This is a genomic window from Pseudomonas sp. FW305-96 (assembly GCF_058783825.1).
Genome location: NZ_JBYSYW010000002.1, coordinates 214851 through 236323, shown reverse-complemented (window position 1 = coordinate 236323; position 21473 = coordinate 214851). Strand labels below are relative to the sequence as shown.

Sequence of the window (21473 nt, the reverse complement as noted above, 5' to 3'; positions counted from 1 at the left end):
GGCCGGTAGGTCAGCCCAGCACCACGACTGCGCAAGGAGGCGGAGCTACGCCGCCTACCACGCCACTGACAGGTGGTGGATAGTGACTGATCATGGCCGGCTGCTGGCTGCCACGCACGACCACGCCCGCGACAGGCGCGAGAACGTAAGCGGTGGTGGAAGGGATGGCTGGCATGAACAGGTCTTCGGGGAAGAGAGTGTTTCGGAATATAGCGGGGCAAGCCTGCTTGCACAAGGTGCGAAAGCAGGCCTGCTCAACCGGATCAGAACAACCAGTGGTACAGGGCGTAGGCGACGACAACCGCCAGTACCGGACGCAGCACGCGGTAGGCCTTGGGGTTGGCACGCTTGAACTGCTTGACCCGGGTGCTGATGACATTACTGAAGCGCTTGCTCCAGGCATAGGCCTGGTTGATCCCGCCGACACGCTCGTCATCGGTGTTCTGCGGCGCGGTGGCGCGGCCGAGGAAGGCACTGACCTTGCGGTTGATGCGGGTCATCAGCGGGCTGTTGAGCGGGCGCTCGACGTCGCAGAACAGGATCACGCGGGTGACCTCTGTCTCGTTCTTGACCCAGTGCACGAAGGTCTCGTCGAACATCACGTCCTCGCCGTCGCGCCAGGCGTAGGGCTGGCCATCAACGTAGATGCGGCAGTTGTCGGAGTTCGGCGTGGACAGCCCGAGGTGATAGCGCAGGGAGCCGGCAAACGGGTCGCGGTGCGGGTTCAGGTGGCTGCCGCCGGGCAACAGGGCGAACATCGCGCCCTTGACGTTGGGGATGCTGCTGACCAGCTCTACGGTCTTCGGGCACAGTGCTTCGGCCGAAGGCAGCGGTTTGTCGTACCACTTCAGGTAGAAGCGCTTCCAGCCCTTCTTGAAGAACGAACCGAAGCCGGCGTCGTTGTCTTTTTCCGCCGCGCGGATGTAACCCTCGTCGAACAGGCGCATGGCCTCTTCGCGGATCACCTCCCAGTTGTCCTTGAGCACATCCAGCTCGGGGAAGCGCTGGCGGTCCAGGTACGGCTTGGAGGGTACGCCGGAAAACAGGTACATCAGGCTGTTGTAAGGGGCGAACAGCGCCGAATGGTTGACAAACTGGCGCAGCACCGGCAGGCGTGCCTTGCCGCGCAGGTGCACGAACAGCACACTGCCGAAGAACACCAGCAGGACACCGGCCTTGGCGACGAAGGAAAAGGTCATGCAACACTCCTTGGAGGGGAAATCAGGCCATCCCCAGATAGCCGGACATCATAAACCCATCAGGAGCAGCTGCAAGCCAGAAGCTGCACGCGGCAAGCTCAAGCTGATCCGCGTCAATACGGACATGCCCTCGACTTGCGGCGTGCAGCGTGTCGCTTACTGCTGGTTTTCCTGCTCGGTGAACAGATCGCTGAACAGCATGCTCGACAGGTAACGCTCGCCCGAATCCGGCAAGATCACCACGATGGTCTTGCCCTGCATCTCCGGCTTCTCGGCCAGGCGCACCGCCGCCGCCATGGCCGCGCCGCAAGAGATGCCGCAGAGGATGCCCTCCTCCTGCATCAGGCGGATGGCCATGGCCTTGGACTCGTCCTCGGTCACCGTCTCGACCTGGTCGACGATCGACAGGTCAAGGTTCTTCGGCACGAAGCCGGCACCGATGCCCTGGATCTTGTGCGGGGTGGGCTTGAGCTCCTCGCCGGCCAGGGTCTGGCTGATCAGCGGCGAGTTCACCGGCTCCACCGCCACCGACAGGATCGGCTTGCCCTGGGTGTGCTTGATGTAGCGCGACACCCCGGTGATGGTGCCACCAGTGCCGACCCCGGCCACCAGCACGTCGACCGCGCCATCGGTGTCGTTCCAGATTTCCGGGCCGGTGGTCTTCTCGTGAATGGCCGGGTTGGCCGGGTTGTCGAACTGGCCCGGCAGGAAGTGCTGCGCCGGGTCGGAAGCGACGATTTCGTTGGCCTTCTCGATGGCGCCCTTCATGCCCTTGGCCTTGTCCGTCAGCACCAGCTCGGCGCCCAGCGCCTTCAACACCTTGCGCCGCTCCAGGCTCATCGAGTCGGGCATGGTCAGCACCAGGCGGTAGCCACGGGCGGCGGCGACGAAGGCCAGGCCGATGCCGGTGTTACCCGAGGTGGGTTCGACGATGGTCATGCCTGGCTTGAGCTTGCCGCTGTCCTCGGCGTCCCAGATCATGCTCGCGCCGATCCGGCACTTCACCGAGTAGCCCGGGTTGCGTCCTTCGATCTTGGCCAGGATGGTCACCCCGCGCGGGGCGATGCGGTTGATCTGCACCAGCGGCGTGTTGCCGATGGAATGGGCGTTGTCGGCGTAGATACGGCTCATGGCGGCGGTCCTTTAACAGGAAAAAAGTGCAGGGAAAACCCTGAGGGTAAGCCTGCAATCGGTGAGCGTAAAGCCCGTTCGAACTCGACGAAACGGCCTGCGGTCAACCGCACATGCTCCCGTGGAGAAACCCGATGAAAGCGCGCTACCGCTGGCCACTGCTCGGCTTCGCCAGCCTGGTCGCACTGCTGGTGGCCCTGCACCTGGCCTTGCCTTACCTGGTGCGTGACTACCTCAACGACAAACTGGCAGACATGGGCGACTACCGCGGCCAGGTCCGCGACGTCGACCTGGCGTGGTGGCGTGGCGCCTACCAGATCAACGGCCTGAAGATCGTCAAGGTCAGCGGCAAGGTGCCGGTGCCGCTGCTCGAAGCGCCGCTGATCGACCTGTCGGTGAGCTGGCACTCGCTTTGGTACGACCGCGCCGTGGTCGCCGAAGTGGCCTTCGTACGCCCCGAACTCAATTTCGTCGACGGCGGCAACAAACAGAACTCTCAGACCGGCCAAGGCACCGACTGGCGCCAGCAACTGGAAAAGCTGCTGCCGATCACCCTGAACGACGTGCGCATCGAACAAGGCACCCTCACCTTCCGCAACTTCAATTCCAGACCGCCGGTGGACCTCAAGGCCACCCGGCTGGATGCAAGCATCCGCAACCTGACCAACGTGCGCGACGAAAAGGGCCGGCGCGATGCCCGCTTCGACGGGACGGCGCTGCTGCTGGGCGATGCCAAGGTGGAAAGCCGCGCTACCTTCGACCCCTTCAGCGACTTCGACGACTTCCAGTTCCGCCTGCGTGCCACCGGTATCGAGCTGCGCCGGCTGAACGACTTCGCCAGTGCCTACGGCAAGTTCGACTTCAATGCCGGGCATGGCGATGTGGTGATCGAGGCCGAGGCCGAGAACGGCCGGCTCAAGGGCTACATCAAGCCGCTGTTGCGCGATGTCGATGTGTTCAATTGGCAGCAGGACGTGGAAGACAAGGACAAGGGCTTCCTGCGCTCGGTGTGGGAGGCACTGGTGGGGGCTACCGAGACCGTGCTCAAGAACCAGCCGAAGAACCAGTTCGCCACTCGCGTGGAACTCAGCGGCAGCGTGCACCAGCAGGACATCAGCGCCTTCGAGGCATTTCTGCAGATCCTGCGCAACGGCTTCATCCAGGCGTTCAACGCACGCTACGAGCAGCCCGCGCCCAAATCCGACTGATCCCTGGGTGACGGACCATTCAGGGACTGAATACCCGGTCTGCGTTTTCACGCGTCGGGCGTGGCGTTATAGTCGCTGACACATCAATAAACATGTATTGCCTGGGCCGGCCCTATCGCCGGCAAGCCGGCTCCCACAGGGAGCGGGTCTGCCCGCAATGACGCCAGCCAGCCACCCCAGAGGATCGGTTAATGAAGTTCGAAGGCACCCGCGACTACGTCGCCACAGATGACCTCAAGCTGGCGGTCAACGCGGCCATCACCCTGGAGCGCCCGTTGCTGGTCAAGGGCGAGCCGGGCACCGGCAAGACCATGCTTGCCGAACAGCTGGCCGCCTCCTTCGGCGCACGCCTGATCACCTGGCACATCAAGTCGACCACCAAGGCCCACCAGGGCCTGTATGAATACGACGCGGTCAGCCGCCTGCGCGATTCGCAGCTGGGCGTGGACAAGGTCCACGATGTGCGCAACTACCTGAAAAAAGGCAAGCTGTGGGAGGCCTTCGAGGCCGACGAGCGGGTAATCCTGCTGATCGACGAAATCGACAAGGCCGACATCGAGTTCCCCAACGACCTGTTGCAGGAACTCGACAAGATGGAGTTCTACGTCTACGAAATCGACGAGACCATCAAGGCCAAGCAGCGCCCGATCATCATCATCACCTCCAACAACGAAAAGGAGCTGCCTGACGCCTTCCTGCGCCGCTGCTTCTTCCATTACATCGCCTTCCCCGACCGCGCCACCCTGCAAAAGATCGTCGATGTGCACTACCCCAACATCAGCCAGTCGCTGGTCAGCGAGGCGCTGGACGTGTTCTTCGACGTGCGCAAGGTGCCGGGCCTGAAGAAAAAGCCCTCCACCTCCGAGCTGGTCGACTGGCTCAAGCTGCTGATGGCCGACAACATCGGCGAGGCGGTACTGCGCGAGCGCGACCCGACCAAGGCCATCCCGCCGCTGGCCGGGGCCCTGGTGAAGAACGAACAGGACGTGACGCTGCTCGAGCGCCTGGCCTTCATGAGCCGGCGCGGCAACCGCTGACGGGAGCCGGGCCATGTTGCTCAACCTGTTCAATGAAATGCGCGCGGCCAAGGTACCCGTATCGGTACGCGAACTGCTCGACCTGCACCATGCCCTGCAGAAGGGCGTGGTGTTCGCCGACATGGACGCCTTCTACTACCTGGCCCGCGCCATCCTGGTGAAGGACGAGCGGCACTTCGACAAGTTCGACCGCGCCTTTGCCGCCTACTTCAAGGGCCTGGAAAACCTCGACCGGCATATCGAGGCCTTGATCCCCGACGAGTGGCTGCGCAAGGAGTTCGAACGCTCGCTCACCGACGAAGAGCGCGCGCAGATCCAGTCCCTGGGCGGGCTGGACAAGCTGATCGAGGAATTCAAGAAGCGCCTCGAGGAGCAAAAGGAACGCCACGCCGGCGGCAACAAGTGGATCGGCACGGGCGGTACCAGCCCGTTCGGTTCCGGCGGTTTCAACCCCGAGGGCATCCGCGTCGGCGAGGCCGGCAAGCGCCAGGGCAAGGCGGTGAAGGTCTGGGACCAGCGCGAGTACAAGAACCTTGACGACCAGGTCGAGCTGGGCACTCGCAACATCAAGCTGGCCCTGCGCCGGCTGCGCAAGTTCGCCCGCGAAGGCGCCGCCGAGGAGCTGGACATCGACGGTACCATCGATCACACCGCCCGTGACGCCGGCCTGCTGAACATCCAGATGCGTCCCGAACGGCGCAACACGGTGAAGCTGCTGTTGCTGTTCGACATCGGCGGCTCGATGGATGCTCACGTCAAGGTCTGCGAGGAGCTGTTCTCGGCCTGCAAGACCGAGTTCAAGCACCTGGAGTACTACTACTTCCACAACTTCGTCTACGAGTCGGTGTGGAAGAACAACCTGCGCCGCACCTCGGAGCGCTTCTCCACCTTCGACCTGCTGCACAAGTACGGCGACGACTACAAAGTGATCTTCGTCGGCGACGCGGCCATGGCACCCTATGAGATCACCCAGCCCGGCGGCAGCGTCGAGCACTGGAACGAAGAAGCCGGGTACGTGTGGATGCAGCGCTTCATGGAGAAGTTCAGGAAGATCATCTGGATCAACCCGTATCCGAAGCAGGCCTGGGACTACACCGCCTCGACCCACCTGGTGCGGGACCTGATCGAGGACAGGATGTACCCGCTGACGTTGCAGGGGTTGGAGGATGGGATGAGGTACCTTTCAAAGTAAAGCAGGCAGACCATTAAAATTCTTGAAAAACAACTGTCAGAAATGCCAGTTGTTTTTTCCTCTCTTCCAGTGTCCTCTAGGGCAATCCCAAAACATTGGAGGTCACGTGAAACGGCTCCCGCGCCCCCAAAAAGCCACTCTACTGGCTACGGATATTTCTAAATCAGTTATTACTTTATTCAACCTCCAGCCTCACTCTATAACCTATACCCCCTACGGGAACGTTACCTACCTGCAGAACATACCTACCCTTAGCTTCAATGGCTCTTGGTTCGATACTGCATGCAATTGTTATCATTTAGGGCACGGTCGTAGACTGTACAGCCCCTCCCTCTACCGTTTCTATAGCGCTGACCCCATCAGCCCCTTCGCGGAGGAAGCAACAAACGCCTACGTTTACTGCAATGGGGATCCGGTTAATTATCAAGACCCCTCAGGCTATATTCGTGCACCCAATTGGATTCGCCCCCTTTTTGAGTGTGTGGGTCTAGCCTCCAAAGAGCCCAATAGAATTTCTGCGCTTACCCCGTACCCAGACGTGGTTGAACAAATCTTCAGTAATCTGCCAAGCAAGGACCTTGAGAATTTCAAAAAAGCGCACCCTGAGTACCGGACGATGATCACGGAGCACTCACTACAAAAAGCGGCCAATATTTTGAAAAACAATGATCTAGGAAATAAAAAAACACTAGACAGCACCGGCCTACTCAAAAAAGAATACAAATACCTGTCAAAACTAAATCAAATTTACTTCACCAATAAATACATACACAAAGACAATACCAACTGGAAAAACATTTTCAAGTCACACCAAAAAAAGCGCCAACACTACGAAGACGACATAAACAATCGCCTAACAGACATCCGAGCTCGGCGAAATAAACAAGGTGCGCTGGATTAACTCTGACATTGCCACTGGTTCGAAAAGTGCTTGAAACTCTGCCAAGCCGTCTCTTGCACCACCGCCCGAAACCGTACCGCAGTCCCCGGCATGCACTGCGCCAATTGCGCCAGCGCCAGCGGCGTCAATGCCCCCAGCCGCGGATATCCACCGATCGTCTGCCGATCATTGAGCAACACGATCGGCTGCCCGTCCGGCGGCACCTGCACGGCACCGAGCGGAATTCCCTCGGAGATCATCGGCGCGCCCTGGTAGACCAGTTGCGGCCCGAGCAGGCGAATGCCCATGCGGTCGGCACGGCTGTCCAGCGTCCAGTCACGGTTGAACGCCTCGAACAGGCTGGTGCCGCTGAAATCGCCTATCTGCGCCCCCATCACCAGGTCCAGCACAGGCTTGTCCGCATATACCGGCCGCAACGTTTCGGGAACGTGGGAGCGGCGGTTCGGCGCCCCGACTTGCCCCGCGATGGCTCCGGCAGCATGCAGTACCTCCCCTTTCACCAACGCCCGGCCCTGGCCGTCAACCCCGCCCAGCGCTTCCCGAACCACCGTGGCACAACTCCCCAGCACCGACTCGCCCACGAACCCGCCAGGCACCGCCAGATAAGCACGTACCCCTTGGCGAGGCTGACACAGCGTCAGCTGCTGGCCCTTGCCGAGGTTGAAGCTGGTCCAGGGCGCCACGGCCTGCCCGTCGACCTGCGCATCCAGGTCGGCCCCGGCCAACGCCAGCATGCAATCTTCCTCGGCAACCACACTGAACCCGCCGAGGGCGATTTCCACCACGGCGCTGTCCAAGGCATTGCCCAGCAACCAGTTGGCCCAGCGCATCGCCACCCAATCCAGCGCGCCGCCCTGGGTCACCCCCAGATGCCGCACGCCGAAGCGCCCACCATCCTGCAATTGGCACAGCGCGGTGCTGGCCTCGATCCTCAACTGGCTCATGCCTGGGCCTCCAGCGGGCTGTCATCACCGCCCAGGTTGATGAAGTCGGCGTGCCCGACGGCCACGAAACGTACCCGGTCGCCTGGTTGCAGCAGGCTGTAGCGCTCGCGGTCGAACAGGCGCACCGGCGTCCGGCCGATCAGGTTCCAGCCGCCCGGCGACACCGCCGGATACGCGGCGGTCTGGCGTTCGGCAATGCCGACACTGCCCGCTGCCACACGCTTGCGCGGGGTGCTCAGGCGCGGGGTGGTCAGGCGCTCGTCGACCAGCCCCATAAAGCCGAAACCAGGGGCGAACCCCAGCGCGAACACCGGGTAATCACGGCCACAGTGCACGTCGATCACTTCCGCTTCGCTCAGCCCGCTTCGCGCAGCCAGCACCGGCAACTCGGGGCCGACGCTGGCGTGGTACCAAACCGGGATCTCGTGCCTGCGCCCGGCCTTTCCGTCATCCGGCCGCAGGCCCTCCAGTGCGTGCAGGATGCGCCGGCGTGCTTCGCCCGGCGCCAGGTCGAACTGCACCATCAGCGTGGTGTAGGACGGCACCAGGTCGATCAACTGTTGGCCAAAGACGTCCCGCAAGCGCTGGCTGGCGGCGAGTATCCACGGCATGTTGCCTTCATCAATGGCATCGAACAGCCGCACCATCAGGCTGTCGACGGCCACCACTTCGATACGTGGGGTCATGCCTGCTCCAGCGCGTCGAGAGCCTGGCGGATCTGGCGTACCGCGGCCACGGAGCCATCGTTGTCGCCATGCACGCAAAGGGTGCTGGCGTTCAACCGCACTTCGCTGCCGTCGTCGGCCACCAGGGCCTCGCCTTTGGCGAGGCGCAGCGCCTGCTCGACCACCAGCGCCGGGTCATGGTGCACCGCGTCCGGCAGGCGCCGCGACATCAGGTGCCCGCTGGCGGTGTAGCCACGGTCGGCAAAGGCTTCGAAACACAATGGCACGCCGATCTCGTCGCCCAGGGCCTGGGCGGCACTGTCGTCGGCGGTGGCCATGAGCATCAGCGGCAGGCCGCTGTCGAACGCCGCCACGGCCTCGAGCACCGTACGCAGGATGGCCGGGTTGGCCATCATGTCGTTGTACAGCGCGCCATGGGGCTTGACGTAGGCCACCCGCGCGCCGAGCACCTTGCAGATGCCGTCCAGGGCACCGATCTGGTAGTGCAGCAGGTCGCGGATCTCATCGCTGCTGCAGGCCATGGAGCGGCGGCCGAAGCCTGCCAGGTCCGGGTAGGCCGGGTGCGCGCCGATGGCCACCCGGTGCTCCAGGGCCAGGGCCACGGTGCGGCGCATGGTGCCGGGGTCGCCGGCGTGATAGCCGCAGGCGATATTGGCGCAGTCGATGAACGGCATGACCTTGGCATCCTGGCCCATGCGCCAGTTGCCGAAGCTCTCGCCCATGTCGCAATTGAGTAGCAGGCGTTTCACCTGGCGGACCTCCGTATCAATGTTCATGATGCCTACCTTAGCGTGCCTGGAGCGCTTTGCCGCGGGTTTCCGGCAGGCTCAGCGCGGCCACGATCACCACACCATAGGACACCGCGGCGAAGGCACCAATCCCCAGACCCAACGGTACTTTCTCGCCAAGCAGGCCGATCAGCAAAGGGAACATGGCCGCGATAACCTTGCCGATGTTGTAGCAGAAGCCTTGCCCCGATCCACGGATACGGGTGGGGAACAACTCGGTGAGGAACGAACCCATGCCGCTGAAGATGCCCGAGGCGAAAAAGCCCAGCGGGAAGCCCAGCCACAGCATCACGTTGTCGCTGACCGGTAGCTGCGTGTAGAGCAGGACGATGACGAACGAGCCCACGGCGAACAGGATGAAGTTCTTCCGGCGCCCCAGCAGGTCGCAGAGGTAGGCGCTGACCACATAGCCGATGTAGGAGCCGACGATGACCATCGCCAGGTAGCCGCCGGTACCCAGCACGCTCAGGCCGCGCTCGTTCTTGAGGAAGGTCGGCAGCCACGAGGTGATGGCGTAGTAGCCGCCCAGGGCACCAGTAGTCAGCAGCGAAGCGCGGATCGTGGTCCACAGCATGCCGGGTGCGAAGATCTCGTAGAAGTGTGAGGGCGCCGCAACCGTCTCGGCGGCCTTGGCCTCGCGGTAGACCTCCGGATCCTTGACCAGGCGCCGCACGAAGATCACGAAGATCGCTGGCAGCAGCCCGAGCAGGAACAGCGCGCGCCAGGCCTGTTCGGCCGGCAGCCAGGAGAACAGCAGCGCGTAGAGGATGGCGGTCAGGCCCCAGCCGATGGCCCAGCCCGACTGCACCATGCCCACCGCCTTGCCGCGGTCCTGGGCACGGATCACCTCGCCGATCAGCACCGCGCCGGCGGTCCATTCGCCACCGAAACCAAAGCCCATCAGGGTACGGGCGATCAACAGCTGCTCATAGCTTTGCGCGAAGCCACAGAGAAAGGTGAAAAAAGCAAACCACAGCACCGTCAACTGCAGAGTGCGTACCCGGCCGATACGGTCGGAGAGGATGCCGGCAATCCAGCCGCCCAGGGCCGAAGCGATCAGTGTGCTGGTATGGATCAATCCGGCTTCGGCGGTGCTGATGCCCCACAGCATGATCAGTGTGGGGATGACGAAGCTCAGCATCTGGGTGTCCATGCCGTCCAGGCCGTAGCCGATCTTGCAGCTCCAGAAAGTGCGTCGTTGCTGGGAGTCGATGTCGCGGTACCAGGCGAAAGGGCCACTCGAGGTTCGGGCGGGGGCCTGCTGCTGCACGCCGGTCGGGTTCATGGTTGCCTCGGCTTGTTGGTATTGTTCTATGGGCGACGTCGGGCGTCGCGGCCTGGGCACCATGTTCAGAGGCCGCGCCCGGCACGTCCAACGAGAAAATCCGCCGGTCTGGAACAAGAAAAACTGATCATGAACCTTCGTTTCCTCGAAACCTTCGTCTGGGTCGCCCGGCTCAAGAGCTTCCGCCTTACCGCCGAGAAGCTGTTCACCACCCAGGCCTCGGTGTCCAGCCGCATCGCCGCGCTGGAGGCCGACCTGGGCGTGAAACTGCTGCTGCGCGATTCGCGCGGGGTCAGCCTGACCCCTGAGGGCGCCAAGGTGCTGGAATATGCCGAACGCATGCTCGACACCGCCAAGGCCATGAAGCAGTCGCTGGACAGCGACCGCGCCAAGACCGGGCGCATTCGCCTGGGGGTCATGGACACGGTCATCCACACTTGGATGAGCGCGCTGGTGGCAGAGCTGGGCGAGCGCTACCCGCAGGTGGAGATCGAGCTGGTGGCCGATACCGCGCTGAACCTGCGCGAACAGCTGCAAAAAGGCTTTCTCGACGTGATCCTGCAGACCGACCTGCTGCGCGAGCAGTCGATCCGCAGCCAGGACCTGGCGCGCTACCCGATGGGCTGGATCGTCGCCGCAGGCTCCCCGCACCACCGCACCTACGCCTCGCTGGCGGAGCTGGCCCGCGAACGCATCGTCACCTTCTCGAAAAATTCACGACCGCACCAGGAAGTGCTCAGCCTGTTGCAGTCAGCCGGGGCCGAGGCGCCACGCCTGAACTGCGTGAACTCGGTGGCGGCGATCACCCGCCTGCTGCGCGACGGTTTCGGCATCGGCGCGCTGCCACCGGCACTGGTCGATGGCGAACTGAGCCGGGGCGAGCTGGTGTTGCTGGACGGCTTGCAGCCACCGCCGAGCCTGGAGCTGGTGGTAGCCTGGCAGACCGGCGTGGCGTTGGTGGACGAGATCGTCGATGTGTGCCGGCAAGTGCTGGAGCGCTATGCGCGGGATGTGGGCGGGCAACGGATCGTGCTGGTCTGAACGGTCGCCTTTACCGACGATCAGGGCAGCAACAGCATCACCGCCAGCTTTCCTTCACCACTTTGCGCCGCCCACCGAGGATCACCCAGCCAATCACCAGCAACAGGCTCTCGACCACGAACGCCAGCACGAACCCGCTGCCGATCCCCCAACCGATCGCCTCGGGCACCAGCAGGATCTGGTAGCTGTAGCCCTTGAGCGTCTCCTCGCGCAATGTCGGCTCCGGCTGCACCAGCACATGCCAGGTGCGGCTCACCCACGAGCCCTGCAGGGCCTGCCATTCATGCTCCAGCGCCTGGTTGCGGATCAGCAGGCTTTCGATGCTGTTGGCATCGCTGTTGAACACCGGATCGTCGCTGCCGCGGTAATGCCGCACCAGCGCCTGCAGGTCGCCGTTGAAGAAGCGCTGCGCGGTCTGACGGAAGCCGTCCAGGGCCTGGCGCGATTCGAGCAGGTGCGCCTCGACACGCTGGCTGTAGTCCTTGACCAGCCCGGGCACCTGGAGACCGGCCAGCAGGCCGAAGGTGAACAACAGCAAACGCAGGTAACTTCTGAACATGGAGCGTCCTTAGCTCTGGCCGTGGGCGACGCACTCGCCGTGGCGCCACAGCCCCCATTGACCCGGCTCGTAGCGGTTCCAGGTCTCGTTCTCGGTCAAGGCCTCGGTGGCGATCACCGTGACCACGTCATTGGGGGTGGTTTGCGTGTGGAAGTCGACGATCAGATCGACATCCTTCAGCCGCGCCGCGCCGAACGGTGCGCGGCGGGTGATGTGCACCAGTTTGGTCGAGCAGAAGCAGAACAGCCAATCGCCGTCGCTGAGCAGGCAGTTGAACACGCCCTTGCCGCGGTACTCGGCGCAGGCTTCGACCAGCACCGGCAGCAGCTGCTCGGCTTCCACCGGCTCGGGGAAGGCCTCGCGGATACGATTGAGCAGATCGCAGAAGGCGGCCTCGCTGTCGGTATCGCCGATCGGTCGGTAGAACGTGCGCTGGCCGGCGAAGTCACCCAGCTGGCCGTTGTGCGCGAAGCACCAGTTGCGGCCCCACAGCTCGCGCACGAACGGGTGGGTGTTGGACAGGCAGACCTTGCCGACATTGGCCTGGCGGATATGGCCGATGACCACTTCGCTCTTGATCGGGTAGCGCTGCACCAGGTTGGCCACCTCGGACTCGCTGCTCGCCGCCGGGTCCTGGAACAGGCGCAGGCCGCGCCCCTCGTAGAAACCGATGCCCCAGCCATCACGGTGCGGGCCGGTGCGCCCGCCGCGCTGCATCAGGCCGGTGAAGCTGAAGACGATATCGGTGGGGACATTGGCGCTCATGCCCAGCAGTTCGCACATGTTCGCGGCTCCTGGCTTACAGACGGGGTTCGACGCGGCCCTGCCCGGGGCCGGAGCGGCGCACGGGGGCCGGTGGCGGATCGTCGCGGTAGCGGTCATGACGATTGGCGGCCAGGGAAGCGTCAGCCACGACCTCTTCCTCTTCCTTGGCCTGGCGCTGGGCGGCGACCTCACGCTGGGCGCGGCGCTCGCGGGCACGCTTTTCCAGCGGCCAGCGGATCAGCACGAAGACGAAGTACAGGGCAAAGGCGATCATCCCGTACATGGCAAGGTCGGAGGCTGCGCGCCAGGCGTTGTTGCCGACCTTGAAGGCGAGGTCCAGCGCGGTGATGGCGATGGCCGGGGCGAAGCTTTCCTTGACAGGGTCGACGATGGTCGGGGCGAACAGCAGCACGGCGATGATCACCCGCAGCGGCTCGCGCAGCCAGCGCCACATCCAGCCGGTCAGCTTGAAACCCACCAGCAGGCAGCCCAGGGCGGCAACGGCGTACAGGCCCCAGGCCAGCGTATAGTCGTGTTCGGTCATGGTGTTGGTGCAAGCCAGGCAAAGAGACGCCTATGATAAACACTTTTACCGGCGCAGGCTGCCCCCGCACCGCATGCGACCTGCAGTGGCCCCCTCGCGAGAGGCCCATCATCGATGAGATCACCCATGCCCCTGACCCTTCCCGCCCCTATCGCCCGTCAAGCCGACGGCAACGACCCCTACGCCTGGCTGCAGGACCGCGACACGCCCGAGGTGCTGGCCTACCTGGCCGAGGAAAACGCCTACCAGGAAGCCTGCCTGGCCGGCCAGGCGCCGCTGCGTGAGCAACTGTTCGAAGAGATCAAGAGCCGCATCCTCGAGACCGACCTGTCGCTGCCCTCGCCCTGGGGCCCGTACCTCTACTACACCCGCACCACCGCCGGCGACGAGTACCCGCGCCACTACCGCTGCCCGCGCCCGGCTGACGACAGCAATACGGTGGATGAAAGCCGCGAGGAACTGCTGCTCGACCCCAATGCGCTGGCGAACGGCGGTTTCCTCTCCCTCGGCGCCTTCAGCATCAGCCCCGACCACCGGCTGCTGGCCTACAGCCTGGATACCAGCGGCGACGAGGTCTACACCCTGTACGTCAAGGACCTGGCCAGCGGCGCGCTGAGCGCCCTGCCCTTCGACGACTGCGACGGCAGCATGACCTGGGCCAACGACAGCCAGACGCTGTTCTTCGCCGAGCTGGACGACACCCACCGCCCCTGGCGCCTGCGTCGCCACACCCTGGGCGAGGTCGCGGCCACCACCGTATTCGAAGAGCCCGACGGACGTTTCTTCCTGCACTGCTACCGCGCCAGCTCCGAACGCCAACTGGTGCTGCTGCTCAACAGCAAGACCACCAGCGAAGCCTGGGTGCTCGATGCGGCCACGCCGCATGCCGACTTCACCTGCCTGGCGCCACGGGTCGAAGGCCATGAATACTTCCCCGACCATGGCCAGCTCGACGGTCAATGGCGCTGGTTCATCCGCAGCAACCAGGACGGTATCAACTTCGCCCTGTTCCATGCGCCGGCAGACAGCGTGCCGGCCCGTGCGCAATGGCAGGTGCTGGTGCCACACCGCGACGACATCATGCTCGAAGGCGTCAGCCTCAATGCCTCGGCGCTGTCCCTGAGCCTGCGCGAAGGCGGCCTGCCGATCATCGAAGTGCGCCCGCAAGGCCTGCCGGCCTACCGCGTCGAACTGCCGGATGCCGCCTACAGCCTCTACGTGCAGGACAACCTGGAATTCGCCAGCTCGCGCATCCGCTTGCGCTACGAAGCCCTCAACCGCCCGGCCCAGGTGCGTCAGCTGGAGCTGGCCACAGGCATCCAGCAGGTGCTCAAGCAGACCCCGGTGCTCGGCGCGTTCGACGCAGACGACTACGTCAGCCAGCGCCTGTGGGCGGTAGCCAAGGATGGCACGCAGGTACCGATCAGCCTGGTGCGTCGCCGCGCCGACGAAGGCAAGACAGTGCCCCTCTATCTTTACGGCTATGGTGCCTACGGCGAGAGCCTCGACCCGTGGTTCTCCCATGCCCGCCTGAGCCTGCTGGAGCGTGGCGTGGCCTTCGCCATCGCCCATGTGCGCGGTGGCGGCGAGCTGGGTGAAGCCTGGTACCGGGCCGGCAAGCAGGAACACAAGCACAACAGCTTCGACGATTTCATCGCCTGCGCCGAACACCTGATCGCTGAAGGCGTGACCCGCCGTGAATGCCTGGCCCTCAGTGGCGGCAGTGCCGGCGGCCTGCTCATGGGCGCGGTGCTCAACCTGCGCCCCGAACTGTTCCGCTGCGCCATCGCCGAAGTGCCGTTCGTCGATGTGCTCAACACCATGCTCGACCCCGAGCTGCCGCTGACCGTTACCGAGTACGACGAATGGGGCAACCCCGAGGAGCCGGAGGTATATGCGCGGATCAAGGCCTACGCGCCGTACGAGAACGTCAAGGCCCAGGCGTACCCGGCCATGCTGGTGATCGCCGGCTACAACGACAGCCGTGTGCAGTACTGGGAGGCGGCCAAGTGGGTGGCGCGCCTGCGCACGCGCAAGACCGACGCCAACCTGCTGCTGCTCAAGACCGAGATGGGCGCCGGCCACGGCGGCATGAGCGGCCGCTACCAGGGGCTGCGCGACGTGGCACTGGAGTATGCGTTCGTCTTCAATGAGCTGGGCGTGGCGTAAAACGCGATTTTCGTTGTCTCACAAGCGCCACGGCCACTGATTGTGCGACCGCGGCGCTTTCCAGACATTCGAAGAAGAACAACACATGCCCGACACCCAGCACCTGAACGCCGAAATCCGCGACATGCTCATGGACTGCGGCCTGTTCGACACCCTGCAGCCCAGCGATTTCGTCACCGCCGCCGGCTATTTCAGCCTCACCGCCGTCAGCGAAGGCCAGACCCTGTTCAGCGAAGGCGACGCCGGCACCTTCATGTGCATCCTCCACCGTGGCGTGGTCTCGGTGCGCAAGACCGACGGCAACGGGGCCGAGGTGGAAATCGCCACCCTGCGCAAGGGCCGTGCCTTCGGCGAGATGGCCGTGCTCGACGGCGAGCGCCGCTCGGCCACCTGCGTGGCCGCCAGCGACTGCCAGTTGCTGACCCTGGGCAAGGACTCGCTGGAGAAGATGCTCGCCGACGCGCCGCGCATTGCCGCCCGGATCATTCGCGCCCTGGCCGTGGCGCTTTCACGGCGCTTGCGGATGCAGGATGGCCAGCGCCTGGCACAGCAGGTCTAATCGCGCTTGGGCGACGGTTTTGGCGGATCCTGGTTCAACCCCGGCAACGGTTGGTCCTTCGGCGGCCCCGGCACCGGCATGGGCGGCAGCAGCGGCGCGCCGGGCCGGTTGGCGCCGGCCTTGGGCGGCGTGCTCGGGGTGATCTGCGGGTAGGGTGTCGGCGTCGGCGTCCCCGGTGCCCCCGGGGCGGTCGTGAGCGGCCGCTGCTGACCTGCAGCGTCGGCCAACGGCACTGCGCCAAGCAACAATGCGGCGAGGATCGCATGCAACATCTGCAGCCTCCTGTCAGAAACCTTCCTACAGGTTATGCCCAACGGCGCATTTTTGCCTGTCCGCCCGCCCGACTGGCGCGCTAGACTCAAGAACATAACCGTCATTGCCCTGATTAGAAGAAAGGTAACACCATGAGTTCCACCTCCGACGCCACCGCCCGCCTCGACCGTATCCTCGCCGACGCCAAGCGCGACAAGGAAATGGGCTATCGCGACAAGGCACTGAAGATGTACCCCCACGTCTGTGGTCGCTGCACCCGCGAGTTCTCCGGCAAACGCCTGTCGGAACTGACCGTGCATCACCGCGACCATAACCACGACAACAACCCCCAGGACGGCTCCAACTGGGAGCTGCTGTGCCTGTACTGCCACGACAACGAGCACGCCCGCTACACCGATCAACAGTACTTCAGCGAAGGTTCACTGAGCACGCCGAAAGTCGCCGTGGCCACCCACAACCCGTTTGCCGGCCTGGCCGCGCTGATGAAGAAGGACTGACCGTCGATTCCCGCCCCGCTGTGTCGGCGAGCCCGTATAATCGCGTTCTTTTTTTGCGAAGGGCCCCGACACGTGGCGAACAAACGGTACAGCTGCATCGGCCTGTTCAACCCCAAATCCGCCGAAAACGTCGGTTCGGTCATGCGCGCGGCCGGCTGCTATGGGGTCAATTCGGTGTTCTACACCGGCAAGCGCTATGAGCGCGCCCGGGATTTCGTCACCGATACCAAGCGCGTGCACTACGACATCCCGCTGATCGGCATCGACGACCTGCAGCGCATCATCCCCCTGGGCTGTACGCCGGTGGCGGTGGAACTGGTGGACGGTGCGCGCCCCCTGCCCGAATACACCCACCCGGACCGGGCGATCTACATCTTCGGACCAGAGGATGGCTCGCTGAGCGAAGACGTGCGCGGTTGGTGCGAAGAGACCATCTACATTCCGACCCAGGGCTGCATGAACCTGGCGGCGACGGTGAATGTGGTGCTGTATGACCGCATGGCCAAGGGGTTGAATACGCGGTCGGGGCCCAAGTTCAAATAAGTCGCTCCGGATTTGTGGCAAACGCCTGGGTAATTTCACTGAACGCAGCCATTGCACATGGAGTCTGCTGGTTATCAACGACCAGAGGAGACTGCCCGATGCTCGATATCCATTCGCCCCACCACGAACACAACGTCCATGGCCTGGAGCGCGCCAGCTCCCTGGCTGGGGGCGCGTTGATGATCAGCAAGGGGCTGCGCCACGGTGGCCTGCTGGGGATGTTGCAGGTTGCCGTCGGCGGCCTGGCGCTGGCACGTGGCGTGAGCGGCCATTGTTCGACCAAGGCGTGGTGGCTGCGGCATCGCGCCGAGTACCTGCGCCTGCATCGCGATATAGAACGAGGAGCTGCCGAGCTCAAGGCGCTGAAGGCCAGCGCCGAGGCGGCAACCCGCACCGCGACGGTGACCGGCGGTTGAAAGCGTCGCGGGGCAAACTCGCTCCCACGAGCCGCCGTTCAAAATGATGTCCGGGGTCGTGGCAACGGGCTTGCCCCGCGATAAATCCTGCGTCTAGTGTCCTGTCTCGGAAATACGTTCTCTTTTGGCGAGTGGCTTGGGTGTTCGGCCAAGGCGCCGCGACGAGTCATAGCAGGGCTATGGCGAGGAGTGGCAACGCGGGCCGGGCGCCCAAGACGCCGCCAAAAGTGAACAGTTTATTTCCGAGACAGGACACTAGCGCAGTACCTTGCTTTGCAATACTTCAGACTGCCGCCCCAGGACGTTCTCGCTGATCTGCACGAACTCTTCGGTGCTGACGCTCGACAGGCGCATCAGCGCCCGGGCGACATCGTCCAGCGAACGCTTGTCATGGTTGTGCAGGCGAATCTCGCGGTCCAGCGCCTGCAACAGCAACACGCCGCGGGCCACCTGGGCCGGGCTGGCCTTGGCACCCTTGAGGTGATTCACTTTGTCGCCTAGCTTGTGCAAGCGCGCCTGCAATGCCTCGTAACGGTCGTCGCTCATGCCACCAGCACGCCGCAGCAGCTCGCTGGCGTAGTGATCGGCCAGGCTCTCGCCGAGCCAGTCGCTGCCATCGCGGTCATTGATCTGGGCGAACAATTGCACCAGTTCGCGCAACAGCGGGCTGTTGCCGTTCTCGCTGATCAGCGGCCGGCCACTGTGCAAGTACAGGGAATTGTTGCCTGGCAGCACGCCACGCCACATCTCGTCGCGGGCACCGACCAGCAGCAACTTGGGCGGGTTGCGTGGAAACACCGCCTGCAACTGCGGCCAGACGAAGGTCAGCAGGGTCAAGGTGTCCATGCGGCGCATGCCCTGCCCTTGCGGCGCGGCGACGGTCACCTCGGTATCACCCAGGCGCGCACGGCGACTGCCCAGATTGCCGGCGAGCATCCAGCCGGTGGGGCGGTCGAACAGGCGCGATACGTCATCGATGCGGAATTTCTGCCGACCGATGCGCGGCCAGGCGGTTTCGACACTCTTCCAGCCGGTCGGCAGGTCGAAAGCCAGGCGCGACACCAGCTCGGTGCCGTCCTGCTGGTCGAGGCGCGCCGGCGGCACCAGTTGATCGCCACGGAACAGCGCCCAGTGCGCGGTCATGCGGGTTTCATGGACACCGCCCTTCGGTTGCTGGTCGAGCAGCACGCGGTAGCTGAGGCTGGTCTTGCCTGACGCCGGGTGCCAGACACCGCGCCCGTTCTGCACCTGCCACTGGCCATCAGCAAGGAAGTCGCTGTAGACGCCAGCCTTGCCCAGGTCGAAGTCCAGGCTGCGCACCACGCTGCCGTCGGCCAGGGTCAGGCGCACCTCGGCCTGGCCGCTCTGCGGCAACAGGCGAACCTGATAGTCCAGGTCGACTTTCCTGGCCAGCGCCTGAGTGCTGAGCAGCAGGCCAAGCACCATCAACAGCGGGCGACGCATAGAGAAACTCCTTGTAGCCGCGCGGCTCAACCCGCGCGAAAAATTAGGTGGTCTTCCCAGTCGTCTTCATCCACATCGTTCTCGCTGAGCATCCGCCCGGACCGGGAAATGCGTTGCTCATGCACTTGCCCGCGATCGCCGCAGACCAGGTGGTGCCACGACGGCAAGTCCTGGCCTTCGCTGACCAGGCGATAACCGCAGGTGGGCGGCAGCCACTTGAACTGGTCGGCCTTGCCCGGGGTCAGCTGGATGCAATCGGGCACGAAGCGGAAGCGATTGGGGTAGTCGCTGCACTGGCAGGTCTGCAGGTCGAGCAACTTGCAGGCGATGCTCGTGTAGTAGACGCTGTTGTCCTCTTCGTCCTCGAGCTTCTGCAGGCAGCACAGGCCGCAGCCGTCGCACAGCGACTCCCACTCTTGCGCATCGAGCTGGTCGAGGGTCTTGCGCCGCCAGAAGGGCGCGGTATCGGCGATCATCACACGTGTTCCTGCAGTCAACATCAATCCGCGGCGCGCGGCGGCGCCAGTCTAGAGGCAGTCCGGCGGCAACGCCAGACCGCTTGTCAGTGCTCACCGGACGCAGTAGCGTGCGGTCTTTGTCCCAGCCCTTGCAGGAGCACCCCATGAGCGCCACCCCACGCATCGCCGACTACGCCATCAACGAGCAGTTCATCAATCGCTGGTCGCCCCGCGCCTTCACCAACGAGCCGATCAGCCAGGAAACCCTGCTGAGCTTCCTCGAGGCCGCGCGCTGGGCGCCGTCGGCCTACAACTCGCAGCCGTGGCGTTTCCTCTATGCCCGCCGCGACACACCGAGCTGGGCGCGCTACCTGGACATCCTCAACGAGTTCAACCGCAGCTGGGCGCAGCATGCCTCGGCGCTGGTACTGATCATCTCCAAGACCACCTTCGCCGCACCCGGCTCCGATGAAGAGAAGCCGGCCCTGTGGCACACCTTCGACACCGGCTCGGCCTGGGGCCATCTGGCGTTGCAGGCCAGCATCAGCGGCTGGCACACCCACGGCATGGCCGGCTTCGACCAGGACCTGGCCCGGCGCGAGCTGAAGATCCCCGAGGGCTACGCACTGCACGCAATGGTGGCAATCGGCAAGCTGGGCGACAAGGCGACCCTGGCCGAAGGCCTGCAGGCCCGTGAAGTGCCAAGCCCGCGCCGACCGTTGAGCGAGCTGGCGGCCGAAGGCGACTTCAGCTTGTAAGGTTGCGTCAGATACATCGCGGGACAAGCCCGCTCCCACAGGTGACGGTACAACCTGTGAGAGCGGGCCAGACAGCAAACGTCTGTCAGTAGCCCCGCGCGAAGTCCACTTCCCCACGCAACCCCTGCCCCGCCGCATACGCCTGCGCATTCCCGACGAACAACCGCACCATCGCCGCCGGCGAGGTCGGCGCCGAGCTGTGCCCGGTCAGCAGCAGCCCCCAGGCAGTCCAGAACGGGTGGCGCTGGGGCAACGGCTCCTGCCGGCAGACATCGATCACCGCGCCGGCCAGGTGCCCTTGCTTGAGCGCCTCGACCAGGTCGGCATCGACCACCGCCACGCCGCGCCCGGCATTGATGAACAAAGCACTGGAACGGAAGCACTTGAACAGCGCCGCATCGTACAGGTCGTGGGTGACGGGCGTGTCGGGCAACAGGTTGAGCACGTAATCGGCCTCGCCGACCAGGCGAGGCAACTGGTCGAGCCGCGCCACCTCGACGAATGGCGCCTGCTCACGGGCACTGCTTGCCACTCCGTACAAGGTGACACCAAACGGCACGAGGAACTCGGCGACTTGCTGGCCGATATCTCCGGTGCCGACGATCAGCACCCGACGCCCTTCCAGGGTCCGCCCTGGCCGATCGTCCCAGCGTCGCTCGACCTGGCTGACCAGGCGCGACAGCACATCACGCTCATGGCCAAGCATGTAGGTGAGCATGTACTCGGCCATCACCTGGCCAAAGATCCCCACCGCCCGGGTCAGGCGGTAGTCGCGCGGCAGGCCGTCGGCCAGCAACGGCGTGATGCCGGCCCAGGTCGATTGCATCCACAGGGGTTTGTGACCCTGGCGCAACAGGCTGGCCAGCAGGTCGGGCTGGCCCAGCCATACCGGGCATTCGGGCGCCAGGCGGGCCAGTTCGGCGGAATCGCCACTGGTCAGGACCTCCAGGTCCGGCGCCGCCTCACCCAGAAGACGGGCATAGTTGGCATGATCCTGTTCAGCGATCAGAACGCGCATGTGACACACAACCTTGGCAAACAACGGAAGCGGGGGGG

Annotated in this window: 24 protein-coding genes; 11 read left to right on the top strand and 13 right to left on the bottom strand. The window is 64.2% G+C overall.

The window, feature by feature from the left end; genetic code table 11:
* Positions 1–263: 263 nt before the first annotated feature.
* Both AC3WL2_RS02565 and cysK read right to left on the bottom strand, forming a co-directional pair.
* Complete coding sequence (locus tag AC3WL2_RS02565) at positions 264–1199, bottom strand: aspartyl/asparaginyl beta-hydroxylase domain-containing protein (protein WP_046856670.1); 936 nt, start codon at positions 1197–1199, stop codon at positions 264–266.
* A 156-nt stretch (positions 1200–1355) separates the two neighbouring features.
* Positions 1356–2330, bottom strand: a complete 975-nt coding sequence (gene cysK, locus AC3WL2_RS02560) for a cysteine synthase A (protein ID WP_102684388.1) — start codon at positions 2328–2330, stop codon at positions 1356–1358.
* Positions 2331–2464: 134 nt separating this feature from the next.
* On the opposite strand from cysK, the gene AC3WL2_RS02555 reads away from it, so the two are divergent.
* The 4 genes from AC3WL2_RS02555 to AC3WL2_RS02540 all read left to right on the top strand — a co-directional run bounded on the left by AC3WL2_RS02555 (position 2465) and on the right by AC3WL2_RS02540 (position 6668).
* A complete protein-coding gene (locus AC3WL2_RS02555) occupies positions 2465–3538 on the top strand; it encodes an AsmA family protein (RefSeq protein ID WP_102684387.1) in 1074 nt (357 codons plus the stop codon).
* Between the two features lie 191 nt (positions 3539–3729).
* Positions 3730–4575 carry an AAA family ATPase gene (locus AC3WL2_RS02550; protein WP_102684386.1) on the top strand — a complete coding sequence of 282 codons (846 nt, stop codon included), beginning with the start codon at positions 3730–3732 and terminating at the stop codon, positions 4573–4575.
* Between the two features lie 13 nt (positions 4576–4588).
* A complete protein-coding gene (locus tag AC3WL2_RS02545; RefSeq protein WP_102684385.1) occupies positions 4589–5767 on the top strand; it encodes a vWA domain-containing protein in 1179 nt (392 codons plus the stop codon).
* 106 nt (positions 5768–5873) lie between these two features.
* A complete protein-coding gene (locus AC3WL2_RS02540; protein ID WP_256582495.1) occupies positions 5874–6668 on the top strand; it encodes an RHS repeat-associated core domain-containing protein in 795 nt (264 codons plus the stop codon).
* Here AC3WL2_RS02540 and AC3WL2_RS02535 read toward each other — a convergent pair.
* From AC3WL2_RS02535 to AC3WL2_RS02520, 4 genes are read right to left on the bottom strand one after another with little or no spacing between them, the layout of a single operon-like run.
* Positions 6665–7612: a 5-oxoprolinase subunit C family protein gene (locus tag AC3WL2_RS02535; protein ID WP_102684384.1), complete on the bottom strand. Its 948-nt coding sequence runs from the start codon at positions 7610–7612 to the stop codon at positions 6665–6667. The two genes, AC3WL2_RS02540 and AC3WL2_RS02535, sit on opposite strands and share 4 nt — an antisense overlap.
* A complete protein-coding gene (pxpB, locus tag AC3WL2_RS02530; RefSeq protein ID WP_102684383.1) occupies positions 7609–8298 on the bottom strand; it encodes a 5-oxoprolinase subunit PxpB in 690 nt (229 codons plus the stop codon). The genes AC3WL2_RS02535 and pxpB overlap by 4 nt, the downstream gene beginning before the upstream one ends.
* Entirely contained in the window at positions 8295–9074 is a 780-nt protein-coding gene (locus tag AC3WL2_RS02525; protein ID WP_102684382.1) for a 5-oxoprolinase subunit PxpA, read from the bottom strand. The genes pxpB and AC3WL2_RS02525 overlap by 4 nt, the downstream gene beginning before the upstream one ends.
* A gap of 10 nt (positions 9075–9084) precedes the next feature.
* Positions 9085–10371, bottom strand: a complete 1287-nt coding sequence (locus AC3WL2_RS02520; protein ID WP_102684381.1) for an MFS transporter — start codon at positions 10369–10371, stop codon at positions 9085–9087.
* Positions 10372–10500: 129 nt separating this feature from the next.
* Here AC3WL2_RS02520 and AC3WL2_RS02515 point away from each other — a divergent pair, with 129 nt between their 5' ends.
* Positions 10501–11412: a LysR family transcriptional regulator gene (locus AC3WL2_RS02515; RefSeq protein ID WP_102684380.1), complete on the top strand. Its 912-nt coding sequence runs from the start codon at positions 10501–10503 to the stop codon at positions 11410–11412.
* Between the two features lie 37 nt (positions 11413–11449).
* Here AC3WL2_RS02515 and AC3WL2_RS02510 read toward each other — a convergent pair whose 3' ends face one another.
* Genes AC3WL2_RS02510 through AC3WL2_RS02500 form a run of 3 tightly spaced genes read right to left on the bottom strand, consistent with a single transcriptional unit; the run spans position 11450 to position 13280 of the window.
* On the bottom strand, positions 11450–11971 hold the full coding sequence (locus AC3WL2_RS02510; protein ID WP_102684379.1) for a DUF2937 family protein: 522 nt from the start codon (positions 11969–11971) through the stop codon (positions 11450–11452).
* 9 nt (positions 11972–11980) lie between these two features.
* The gene (locus AC3WL2_RS02505) at positions 11981–12754 is read right to left on the bottom strand and encodes a class II glutamine amidotransferase (protein ID WP_038705609.1); all 774 of its coding nucleotides are present in this window, start codon (positions 12752–12754) and stop codon (positions 11981–11983) included.
* 16 nt (positions 12755–12770) lie between these two features.
* Complete coding sequence (locus AC3WL2_RS02500) at positions 12771–13280, bottom strand: MFS transporter (RefSeq protein WP_102684378.1); 510 nt, start codon at positions 13278–13280, stop codon at positions 12771–12773.
* A 126-nt stretch (positions 13281–13406) separates the two neighbouring features.
* Between AC3WL2_RS02500 and AC3WL2_RS02495 the strand changes: the two genes are divergently transcribed.
* Together AC3WL2_RS02495 and AC3WL2_RS02490 are read left to right on the top strand one after the other, a co-directional pair.
* Entirely contained in the window at positions 13407–15449 is a 2043-nt protein-coding gene (locus AC3WL2_RS02495; RefSeq protein WP_102690654.1) for a S9 family peptidase, read from the top strand.
* An 85-nt stretch (positions 15450–15534) separates the two neighbouring features.
* Entirely contained in the window at positions 15535–16008 is a 474-nt protein-coding gene (locus tag AC3WL2_RS02490; RefSeq protein ID WP_102681723.1) for a cyclic nucleotide-binding domain-containing protein, read from the top strand.
* Here the strand turns inward: AC3WL2_RS02490 and AC3WL2_RS02485 are convergent.
* Positions 16005–16280 (bottom strand): hypothetical protein, encoded by a 276-nt coding sequence (locus tag AC3WL2_RS02485; protein WP_102681722.1) that lies wholly within the window; start codon positions 16278–16280, stop codon positions 16005–16007. The two genes, AC3WL2_RS02490 and AC3WL2_RS02485, sit on opposite strands and share 4 nt — an antisense overlap.
* Positions 16281–16412: 132 nt before the next feature.
* Here AC3WL2_RS02485 and AC3WL2_RS02480 point away from each other — a divergent pair, with 132 nt between their 5' ends.
* From AC3WL2_RS02480 to AC3WL2_RS02470, 3 genes are all read left to right on the top strand, one after another.
* Positions 16413–16778: a YajD family HNH nuclease gene (locus tag AC3WL2_RS02480; RefSeq protein ID WP_023632486.1), complete on the top strand. Its 366-nt coding sequence runs from the start codon at positions 16413–16415 to the stop codon at positions 16776–16778.
* Between the two features lie 72 nt (positions 16779–16850).
* Positions 16851–17321 carry an RNA methyltransferase gene (locus tag AC3WL2_RS02475; RefSeq protein WP_046856681.1) on the top strand — a complete coding sequence of 157 codons (471 nt, stop codon included), beginning with the start codon at positions 16851–16853 and terminating at the stop codon, positions 17319–17321.
* 98 nt (positions 17322–17419) lie between these two features.
* A complete protein-coding gene (locus AC3WL2_RS02470; protein ID WP_102681721.1) occupies positions 17420–17737 on the top strand; it encodes a YgaP-like transmembrane domain in 318 nt (105 codons plus the stop codon).
* Between the two features lie 255 nt (positions 17738–17992).
* On the opposite strand, the gene AC3WL2_RS02465 is transcribed toward AC3WL2_RS02470, so the two are convergent.
* Both AC3WL2_RS02465 and AC3WL2_RS02460 read right to left on the bottom strand, forming a co-directional pair.
* Positions 17993–19201: a hypothetical protein gene (locus tag AC3WL2_RS02465; protein WP_102681720.1), complete on the bottom strand. Its 1209-nt coding sequence runs from the start codon at positions 19199–19201 to the stop codon at positions 17993–17995.
* Between the two features lie 26 nt (positions 19202–19227).
* A complete protein-coding gene (locus tag AC3WL2_RS02460) occupies positions 19228–19677 on the bottom strand; it encodes a YcgN family cysteine cluster protein (RefSeq protein WP_102681719.1) in 450 nt (149 codons plus the stop codon).
* Positions 19678–19823: 146 nt separating this feature from the next.
* On the opposite strand from AC3WL2_RS02460, the gene AC3WL2_RS02455 reads away from it, so the two are divergent.
* Entirely contained in the window at positions 19824–20417 is a 594-nt protein-coding gene (locus AC3WL2_RS02455; RefSeq protein WP_102681718.1) for a nitroreductase family protein, read from the top strand.
* 85 nt (positions 20418–20502) lie between these two features.
* Here AC3WL2_RS02455 and AC3WL2_RS02450 read toward each other — a convergent pair whose 3' ends face one another.
* Positions 20503–21435, bottom strand: a complete 933-nt coding sequence (locus tag AC3WL2_RS02450) for a D-2-hydroxyacid dehydrogenase (protein WP_102681717.1) — start codon at positions 21433–21435, stop codon at positions 20503–20505.
* Between the last annotated feature and the right edge of the window lie 38 nt (positions 21436–21473).

Excerpts from the sequence above, each read along its gene's own strand:
- AC3WL2_RS02565 (WP_046856670.1), bottom strand. The coding sequence starts at position 1,199 with ATGACCTTTTCCTTCGTCGCCAAGGCCGGTGTCCTGCTGGTGTTCTTC.
- cysK (WP_102684388.1), bottom strand. The coding sequence starts at position 2,330 with ATGAGCCGTATCTACGCCGACAACGCCCATTCCATCGGCAACACGCCG.
- AC3WL2_RS02555 (WP_102684387.1), top strand. The coding sequence starts at position 2,465 with ATGAAAGCGCGCTACCGCTGGCCACTGCTCGGCTTCGCCAGCCTGGTC.
- AC3WL2_RS02550 (WP_102684386.1), top strand. The coding sequence starts at position 3,730 with ATGAAGTTCGAAGGCACCCGCGACTACGTCGCCACAGATGACCTCAAG.
- AC3WL2_RS02545 (WP_102684385.1), top strand. The coding sequence starts at position 4,589 with ATGTTGCTCAACCTGTTCAATGAAATGCGCGCGGCCAAGGTACCCGTA.
- AC3WL2_RS02535 (WP_102684384.1), bottom strand. The coding sequence starts at position 7,612 with ATGAGCCAGTTGAGGATCGAGGCCAGCACCGCGCTGTGCCAATTGCAG.
- pxpB (WP_102684383.1), bottom strand. The coding sequence starts at position 8,298 with ATGACCCCACGTATCGAAGTGGTGGCCGTCGACAGCCTGATGGTGCGG.
- AC3WL2_RS02525 (WP_102684382.1), bottom strand. The coding sequence starts at position 9,074 with ATGAACATTGATACGGAGGTCCGCCAGGTGAAACGCCTGCTACTCAAT.
- AC3WL2_RS02520 (WP_102684381.1), bottom strand. The coding sequence starts at position 10,371 with ATGAACCCGACCGGCGTGCAGCAGCAGGCCCCCGCCCGAACCTCGAGT.
- AC3WL2_RS02515 (WP_102684380.1), top strand. The coding sequence starts at position 10,501 with ATGAACCTTCGTTTCCTCGAAACCTTCGTCTGGGTCGCCCGGCTCAAG.
- AC3WL2_RS02510 (WP_102684379.1), bottom strand. The coding sequence starts at position 11,971 with ATGTTCAGAAGTTACCTGCGTTTGCTGTTGTTCACCTTCGGCCTGCTG.
- AC3WL2_RS02505 (WP_038705609.1), bottom strand. The coding sequence starts at position 12,754 with ATGTGCGAACTGCTGGGCATGAGCGCCAATGTCCCCACCGATATCGTC.
- AC3WL2_RS02500 (WP_102684378.1), bottom strand. The coding sequence starts at position 13,280 with ATGACCGAACACGACTATACGCTGGCCTGGGGCCTGTACGCCGTTGCC.
- AC3WL2_RS02495 (WP_102690654.1), top strand. The coding sequence starts at position 13,407 with ATGCCCCTGACCCTTCCCGCCCCTATCGCCCGTCAAGCCGACGGCAAC.
- AC3WL2_RS02490 (WP_102681723.1), top strand. The coding sequence starts at position 15,535 with ATGCCCGACACCCAGCACCTGAACGCCGAAATCCGCGACATGCTCATG.
- AC3WL2_RS02485 (WP_102681722.1), bottom strand. The coding sequence starts at position 16,280 with ATGTTGCATGCGATCCTCGCCGCATTGTTGCTTGGCGCAGTGCCGTTG.
- AC3WL2_RS02480 (WP_023632486.1), top strand. The coding sequence starts at position 16,413 with ATGAGTTCCACCTCCGACGCCACCGCCCGCCTCGACCGTATCCTCGCC.
- AC3WL2_RS02470 (WP_102681721.1), top strand. The coding sequence starts at position 17,420 with ATGCTCGATATCCATTCGCCCCACCACGAACACAACGTCCATGGCCTG.
- AC3WL2_RS02465 (WP_102681720.1), bottom strand. The coding sequence starts at position 19,201 with ATGCGTCGCCCGCTGTTGATGGTGCTTGGCCTGCTGCTCAGCACTCAG.
- AC3WL2_RS02460 (WP_102681719.1), bottom strand. The coding sequence starts at position 19,677 with ATGATCGCCGATACCGCGCCCTTCTGGCGGCGCAAGACCCTCGACCAG.
- AC3WL2_RS02455 (WP_102681718.1), top strand. The coding sequence starts at position 19,824 with ATGAGCGCCACCCCACGCATCGCCGACTACGCCATCAACGAGCAGTTC.
- AC3WL2_RS02450 (WP_102681717.1), bottom strand. The coding sequence starts at position 21,435 with ATGCGCGTTCTGATCGCTGAACAGGATCATGCCAACTATGCCCGTCTT.